General features: G+C 63.8%; 8 protein-coding genes. 1 reads left to right on the forward strand and 7 read right to left on the reverse strand.

The window, feature by feature from the left end:
* From EOA22_RS06675 to EOA22_RS06700, 6 genes are all read right to left on the reverse strand, one after another.
* On the reverse strand, nucleotides 1–424 hold a 424-nt coding region (locus EOA22_RS06675; RefSeq protein ID WP_164755287.1), incomplete at its 3' end, for a DUF480 domain-containing protein.
* A 32-nt stretch (nucleotides 425–456) separates the two neighbouring features.
* Nucleotides 457–1236: a succinate dehydrogenase iron-sulfur subunit gene (locus EOA22_RS06680; RefSeq protein WP_013528877.1), complete on the reverse strand. Its 780-nt coding sequence runs from the start codon at nucleotides 1234–1236 to the stop codon at nucleotides 457–459.
* A gap of 9 nt (nucleotides 1237–1245) precedes the next feature.
* Nucleotides 1246–3081, reverse strand: a complete 1836-nt coding sequence (gene sdhA / locus EOA22_RS06685) for a succinate dehydrogenase flavoprotein subunit (RefSeq protein WP_063169528.1) — start codon at nucleotides 3079–3081, stop codon at nucleotides 1246–1248.
* Nucleotide 3082: 1 nt separating this feature from the next.
* On the reverse strand, nucleotides 3083–3478 hold the full coding sequence (gene sdhD / locus EOA22_RS06690) for a succinate dehydrogenase, hydrophobic membrane anchor protein (protein ID WP_013528875.1): 396 nt from the start codon (nucleotides 3476–3478) through the stop codon (nucleotides 3083–3085).
* A gap of 2 nt (nucleotides 3479–3480) precedes the next feature.
* The gene (sdhC, locus tag EOA22_RS06695) at nucleotides 3481–3900 is read right to left on the reverse strand and encodes a succinate dehydrogenase, cytochrome b556 subunit (protein WP_063169529.1); all 420 of its coding nucleotides are present in this window, start codon (nucleotides 3898–3900) and stop codon (nucleotides 3481–3483) included.
* A gap of 261 nt (nucleotides 3901–4161) precedes the next feature.
* Nucleotides 4162–4590: a hypothetical protein gene (locus tag EOA22_RS06700; protein WP_063169530.1), complete on the reverse strand. Its 429-nt coding sequence runs from the start codon at nucleotides 4588–4590 to the stop codon at nucleotides 4162–4164.
* Between the two features lie 261 nt (nucleotides 4591–4851).
* On the opposite strand from EOA22_RS06700, the gene EOA22_RS06705 reads away from it, so the two are divergent.
* Nucleotides 4852–5214: a hypothetical protein gene (locus EOA22_RS06705; protein ID WP_024504989.1), complete on the forward strand. Its 363-nt coding sequence runs from the start codon at nucleotides 4852–4854 to the stop codon at nucleotides 5212–5214.
* Here the strand turns inward: EOA22_RS06705 and EOA22_RS38680 are convergent.
* The coding region (locus EOA22_RS38680) for a GGDEF domain-containing protein (RefSeq protein ID WP_245478606.1) at nucleotides 5198–5721 on the reverse strand (524 nt) is incomplete at its 5' end. The genes EOA22_RS06705 and EOA22_RS38680 overlap by 17 nt on opposite strands.

The following is a 5721-nucleotide window of genomic DNA, read 5'->3' on the forward strand; positions in this document are numbered from 1 at the left end:
GTCGGCGGCCGATCAGCATGTCGAGCTCGGCGCGCAAATCTTCGATCGACGAAAACCGTGCCATGCGCTCGGTGCGCGCCGACAATTCATGGGCCGTCTGCGGCCCGCGCAGCAACAGCAAGCCGATCAAGGCGGTCTGCGGTGTGGTCAGCGAGAAGCGCTGCGCCATCTGGTGCTCGTAGCGCTCGACACGCGAACCGAACATCTGCCGCACCAGCCCCTTTTGTTCGAGCAGCTTCAGCCCCCGGTGCACCTCGCTCTGCTCCAGCGCCATCACCGGCTCGCGCGCCGTCTTCTGGTTGGCGGCGGCCAGTGCCGCGTTGAGCGTCAGCGGATAGACATCCGGCGTCAGCTCCTTCTTCTCGATCAGGCAGCCGAGAATGCGAGCTTCCACAGGGGAAAGGATGGGAAGGTCATCGCTCATTGGATTACTCTCGCCGGCAACCAACCAACCGCCTAAACCCTTCTCTCCACCATCATCTTCTTGATCTCCGCGATCGCCTTGGCCGGGTTGAGGCCTTTGGGGCAGGTCTGCGCGCAGTTCATGATGGTGTGGCAGCGATAGAGCCGGAACGGGTCTTCGAGATTGTCGAGCCGCTCGCCGGTGGCCTCGTCGCGGCTATCGATCAGCCAGCGATAGGCCTGCAGAAGCGTTGCCGGGCCGAGATAGCGGTCGCCGTTCCACCAATAGCTCGGGCACGAGGTCGAGCAGCAGGCGCACAATATGCATTCATAGAGCCCGTCGAGCTTCTCGCGGTCCTCATGGCTCTGCAGCCACTCCTTGGCCGGCTCCGGCGACACCGTCTTCAGCCAAGGCTGGATCGACGCGTGCTGGGCGTAGAAATTGGTGAGGTCGGGCACCAGATCCTTGACCACCTGCATATGCGGCAGCGGGTAGACTTTTACCGCGCCCGAAATGTCGTCGCAGCCCTTGGTGCAGGCGAGCGTGTTGGAACCGTCGATGTTCATGGCGCAGGAGCCGCAAATGCCTTCGCGGCAGGAACGCCGCAAGGTCAGCGTCGGGTCGATCTTGTTCTTGATCCACAGCAGCGCGTCGAGCACCATCGGCCCGCAGTCGTCCATGTCGACGAAATAGGTATCGATGCGCGGGTTCTCGTCGTCGTCCGGCGACCAGCGATAGATGCGGTATTCCCGCAGATTGGTGGCGCCCTCCGGCTTCGGCCAGGTCTTGCCCGGCTTGATCTGCGAATTCTTGGGGAGCGTGAGTTCAACCATGTTCGATCCTCAATACACTCTGGCCTTGGGCGCGATCTTGGCGAGGCTGATGCCGCCGTCCTTTTCAGCCAGCTGCGGCTCGGTGTGCACCGGCCGGTAGGAGAGTGCCACCTCGCCGTCTTCGCTCAGCCTGGCCAGCGTATGCTTGCGCCAGACCGCGTCGTCGCGCGCCGAAAAGTCCTCGCGTGCGTGCGCGCCACGGCTCTCCTTGCGCGCCTCGGCGCTGTAGACCGTGGTGATGGCATTGGCCATCAGGTTTTCCAGCTCCAGCGTTTCGACCAGATCGGAGTTCCAGATCATCGAGCGGTCGGACACTTTGATGTCCTTCAACTCGCCCCAGATCTGCGAAATGCGCTTACAGCCATTTTCGAGCGACTCCTGCGTGCGGAATACGGCCGCGTCTTCCTGCATCGCCTTCTGCATCTTTTCACGCAGCACCGCCGTCGGTGTCGAGCCGTTGGCGTAACGCAGCCGGTCGAAGCGGTCCATGATCTTTTCGACCGAGGCTTCGTTGGGCGAAGGGATCGCCGACTTGCGGTCGATGACCTGGCCGGCGCGGATCGCCGCCGCGCGGCCGAACACCACAAGATCGATCAACGAATTCGAACCGAGCCTGTTGGCGCCGTGCACGGAGGCGCAGCCGGCTTCGCCGACAGCCATCAATCCGGGCGACACCTGGTCTGGATTGAGCGCCGTCGGATTGAGCACCTCGCCCCAGTAATTGGTCGGCACGCCGCCCATATTGTAGTGGACCGTGGGCAGCACCGGGATCGGCTCCTTGGTCAGGTCGACACCGGCAAAGATCTTGGCCGATTCCGAAATGCCCGGCAGCCGCTCATGCAGGACGGCGGGATCGAGATGGTCGAGATGCAGGAAGATGTGGTCCTTGTTCTTGCCGACGCCGCGGCCTTCGCGGATCTCCAGCGTCATGCAGCGCGAGACGACGTCGCGCGAGGCAAGGTCCTTGGCTGACGGCGCGTAGCGCTCCATGAAGCGCTCGCCCTCGGAATTGACGAGATAGCCGCCCTCGCCGCGCGCACCCTCGGTGATCAGGCAGCCGGCGCCATAGATGCCGGTCGGGTGGAATTGCACGAACTCCATGTCCTGCAGCGGAAAGCCGGCACGCGCGGCCATGCCGCCGCCGTCGCCGGTGCAGGTGTGCGCCGAGGTGGCCGAGAAATAGGCGCGGCCATAGCCGCCGGTCGCCAGCACCACCATCTTGGCCGAGAAGCGGTGGATGGTGCCGTCATCCAGGTTCCAGGCGACGACACCGGTGCAGGTGCCGTCCGGCTCCATGATCAGGTCGAGCGCGAAATACTCGATGAAGAACTGCGCATTGTTCTTCAGCGACTGGCCGTAAAGCGTATGCAGGATGGCATGCCCGGTGCGGTCGGCGGCGGCACAGGTGCGCTGCACGGGGGGACCTTCGCCATAGTTCATCATGTGGCCGCCGAACGGCCGCTGGTAGATCTTGCCCTCTTCGGTGCGCGAAAACGGCACGCCGTAATGTTCGAGCTCGTAGACCGCGGCCGGCGCCTCGCGCACCAGATATTCCATGGCGTCGACATCGCCCAGCCAGTCCGAGCCCTTGACGGTGTCGTACATGTGCCATTGCCAGGAATCGGGACCCATGTTGGACAGCGAGGCGGCAATGCCGCCTTGCGCCGCCACCGTGTGCGAGCGGGTCGGGAACACCTTGCTGATGCAGGCGGTGCGCAGCCCCTGTTCGGCCATGCCGAGCGTGGCGCGCAGGCCGGCGCCGCCGGCGCCAACGACCACCACGTCGAACTTGTGGTCGACAAGGGTATAGCCTGCCGTGTTGGCTTGTTTCGCGTCCTTGGCCAACTCAGCCTCCGAATGCCAGCTTGAGCAGGGCGAAGATCGAGGCGACGCCGACCGCTATGGTGAAAAATGTATTGAGCGCGATCAGCGCCAGCTTCATGCCTTCGCCATGCACGTAATCCTCAATGATCACCTGCATGCCGATCCGCATATGGGTGAGACCGGAGATGAGCACCAGGGCCATCACCAGCGCCACGAACGGGTTGGCAAGGGCTGCCCGCACATGCTCGTGGTCGGCGCCGTTGAGCGCGATCAGGAAACCGACGAAGAACAGGATCAGCGGGATGTTGGCGATCGCGGTCAGGCGCTGGCGCCAGAAATGCCCGGTGCCCTCGCGGGCGGAGCCGAGGCCGCGGACCCTCGCCAGCGGCGTGCGCATGTCGGTGTTTTTGCCGCTCATCATCAAGCTCCCCGCGCCATGGTGCCGGCGATCCAGATCAGCAGCGTGAGCAGGATCGAGCCGGCCAGCGTCGCCCAGGCGATCTTCGAGGCGGTATGCTTTTCCAGGCCCGCGCCCGTGTCCCAGATGAGGTGCCGTACGCCGCCCAGCATATGATGCATCAGCGCCCAGGTGTAGCCGAACAGGATGATCCGGCCGAGCCAGGTGCCGAAGGCCGAATTGGCCCAATCGAAGGTCGCCTGCGAGCTTGCCGCCGCCATCAGCCACAGGGCGACCAGCAGCGTGCCGAAATACAGCGCGCCGCCGGTGATGCGGTGAATGATCGACATCGTCATGGTGATCGGCGGCCGGTACACGGTGAGGTGCGGCGAAATCGGCCGTTCACGTCTGGCAAATTCGCGGGTGGCTGGTGATTTGCTCATGGCTCCCCCAGTTCGGCGTCTCTCTGGAGCCTCAGGTGGAAATGCGGCATTGCCGCTTCCGGTTGCGACTTCGGACAGCCGGTTTCTAATGCTCTTTTTGCACCGCGTCAAAGCCAGAAAACCGTTTCGAAAACGTAATTTAGTCTGACTAAAAGGCGGGCTTTGGCTTCAATCGATTAGGCTGGGAAGGCCTGAAGCCGGCTCGATATCGCTGCAGTGCAACATATCTGGCTCCAGGGCCCAGCGGTGGTGAGACTGGCGTCAGCGTTTGCAGGTCTGCGGCGTCGATCCCTTCTTCATCACCAGCGCCTCGCGCCCGTCGATCACGATTGCGTCATGCGTGGCCGCCTGGTAGCGGCTGCTCTGGTTGGCAGGCGACGCCGCAAACTCCTCGGTCGCGCCGTCGGACCCGACCACACGCAACGACGTGCCTAGATTTTGGATGAAAATCATACCGTTGTTGCCGCATCTATAGGTGGCCGTGCCTATGCCTGGTCGCGGCGCGGTAAGGTCGGTGATGATCTTGGGTGCAGCTGCCGGAGGCACCGCGGCTGCGACGGACTGCTGGGCCGGCGCAGGTGAGACGACGACGGTATTGGCTGCCTTCGGCGCGCTGTCTTGCGGCACACAGGCAGCGACGACACCGAGCAACGGGAAAACGGACACCCAAATCGGCCGGCGTAGCGCCATATGCTGTCCTCCCGCGCGGCAAGCGGCCACGATGCTTTGTCCAGATCACGATCGTCCCGACGCCAAGGCGGACGCCGCCGCGATGGTGCGGCCAAGCATGGCCGAATGATGGCCACCGGGTTTTCCATCCAGTCGGATATTAACGGATATTAACCATGTTTACCGAGACATCGCCGCCAAACGCGCCGGCCTCTTAACAAAGGTTAAGAAACCGTTAATTTCTGATTCGAGGAGGCTTTCCCTCAAGACACGGAGGACGCCATGCGTTCGAATTCGGGCAAATCGCGCCTTGCGGCGCTCGTCGTAGCAGCCTCGGTCGCCGGCCTTGCAGCGCCAGCGCTTGCCGGCGCACGGCATCAGGATCGCGTCTACGCCGATTCCTTCGGCAACCTCGTCGTCGACAGCGCCGCCGGCTACAAGCGCATCATCGTCGGCCAAGGCAGGCTGGCCAAGCAGCTCTCCGACTACACCAGCGCCGGCCAGCCCAAGGTGATCTACGAGAACGAAGCCGACGAAATCGGCGGTTATAGCGATTGCTACCGGCCGCCGGTGCTGGTGAAGGGCCGCTCCTATATGTACGGCCTCTCCGACGGCGAGATGCCCGAACTCAGCCCCTGCCGTTAGCTTCCGTTCCGGCTGACGACCAGTTGCCGGCAGGCCCGACGGAGACGCGCACGCAATCGCGCCCGGCATTCTTCGCCTGATAGAGCGCCTGGTCGGCCCGCCGCATCAGATCGGCAAAGTCTTCGCTCGCATGGAGTTCGGCGACGCCGAAGCTCGCGGTGCAGCGGTTGTCAGCCGGCAGTCCGTCTATGGGCAGCGCGCCGAAGGCGCTGCGCGTCCCCTCGGCGAACAGCCGCGCCGCGGCAAGGTTGGTTCCCGGCAGGATGATGGCGAACTCCTCGCCGCCAATGCGGCCGGCAACGTGATGCGCGGCGGCGGCTTCACGCAGGAAGCCTGCAAAAGTCTCGATCACCCGGTCGCCGGACGCATGGCCGAAGCTGTCGTTGACGCTCTTGAAATGATCGAGATCGGCTATGACCAGCGCGACCGGCACGCCTTGCCGCAGGGCGCCAAGCACCGCCAGTTCGGCATGGCGGGTGAAGCCGCCGCGATTGAGCAGGCGCGAAA

The sequence above is a fragment of the Mesorhizobium sp. M7A.F.Ca.US.014.04.1.1 genome (assembly GCF_003998745.1).
GTDB classification, from domain to species: domain Bacteria; phylum Pseudomonadota; class Alphaproteobacteria; order Rhizobiales; family Rhizobiaceae; genus Mesorhizobium; species Mesorhizobium ciceri.